Source organism: Cellulomonas sp. Leaf395, from assembly GCF_001424125.1.
Classification (GTDB): Bacteria; Actinomycetota; Actinomycetes; order Actinomycetales; family Cellulomonadaceae; genus Cellulomonas.
On sequence record NZ_LMQI01000007.1, the window covers coordinates 1 to 1708 of the forward strand.

Annotated in this window: 1 protein-coding gene; it reads right to left on the minus strand. The window is 41.2% G+C overall.

Features of this window, described 5'->3' with window-relative positions; translation table 11 throughout:
* Positions 1-213 precede the first annotated feature (213 nt).
* Positions 214-1708, minus strand: a 1495-nt coding sequence (locus ASG23_RS19715) for a cytochrome P450 (protein ID WP_082516381.1), incomplete at its 5' end; no start/stop codon positions are given.

Sequence of the window (1708 nt, forward strand, 5' to 3'; positions counted from 1 at the left end):
GGATGTAGTACATAGAAATATCTATTAGGATGTAGTACATAGAAATATCTATTATCGCAAACCATTCAAATTAAAAAGTTATAAAATTTTCGCTAAAAAGGTAACTACAAAAAAACCTGCAATTTTTTCAAAAAAAAAACAGCGTCAACACAAAACTACAAATAAAAGAACCAAGCGCAAATAATTTACGTACTTTCAAAAAAATCAAAAAGATCAATGTTTTCTCGGGATCAAAAATAGGTTATACGTATCTTTAGGCAAAGCCACACACGCCGGTTTCTGTCTTAGATCTTCCAAATTTTCAGCCCCAATTTCAAACTCCTGCATTATACTGGCAAACATGACGAAACTCATCGTAGTTACTAAAGTTTGACCAATGCACGTTCGCTTACCTATACTAAAAGGCAGGAAATGTGGGATGTTCCTCTTAACAGACCAGACTTCTTTTTCCGTCTCCGCTGGCTTGCTCGGCCTTTCCCCATCAGATTCCATGCCGGAATCACAGAAAGAATTCCTTCGAACCCTAACTTTGGTCTTTTCTAGAAACCTTGATGGGTCAAATTTCTCCGGCTCATTCCAGTATTCCTCTGAAGTGTTTAGTTCATAGTTGTTTATGAAGACTATCGTTCCTTTTTCTACGCCATATCCTGAGATTGCTGCGTTCTCCGTAGCTACATGAGGAACGATAGGGGATGAGGCGTATCTTAGACATTCTAAGACAGTTGCTTCTGTGTATGGCAAACTATGACGGTCGAGTAATGTAACAGGCCTTTTGCCTTTAGTCAAACCGTCTAATTCTGCCCTAATCTTCCTGCCGACTTCAGGGTCTCTCGCCACAGCTGTCAAACATAACATGACAAGATTACCCACCGAAGAATGACCGCCTAGAAAATCTTCAAGCATGAAGATTATAGTATTTCTATCAACCGTCGGGTCTTCATGTAAAACTTTTAGCAACCCATCTAGAAAGTCCTTTTCAGGCCCTTCTATGTCCAGATCCAATTCCCTCTGTTCTACGATCCTTGAAAGAATGAACGAGCGAATATCTGAAGACCAGTTAGACAGTTTATCTAAATGCTTCTTGTAAAAAGGTTGGAGCCACGGCAGAAAATCTAAGGCATAACCTTGGTTAATCTCCCAGAAAATTTCGTCAAAATGGTCGACGATGCGCTTGAAATCTTCGTCGTTTTCGGCGTCAAATCTCACGTTGCACATGTAGTGCGAAAACATATTCATTGCTGTAGTCATTAAGATCGGTTTTAGGTTGATGCTGGAGTCTAAAGTACGGGTTATGTTTTTAAGTGTTTGTAGCAGTTCTATGGATTCGAATGTAGCGACGTCTCCGATGCGCGCGAAGTTGTCGGTGTGTTGTTTGGGTCCACAATGGCGGCGGGCGAGATTTCTTCTTCTTAGTTGAAGGTTTGACCAATCGCATAGTGCTAAGGAATTATTCCTATCGCCAGCAAAAAGTTGATGAAATCGGATAAAGTCAGGCCGTCCGCCGAAGAATTTTCCATTTTGATTCAAGACCTCCCGGATGAGGTCCAAATTATTAACCACTAGGCATTTCGACGTTCCCAATTGCAGCGTAAAAATGTCTCCATAAGTTTTCGCCAAGTCCGTGAAAGACTGGAATGGCGATTCGTGCTTGCCCAAAAGGTGCATATTACCTATTATTGGCAAAGGTGTAGGTCCCGGCGCCTCTTTT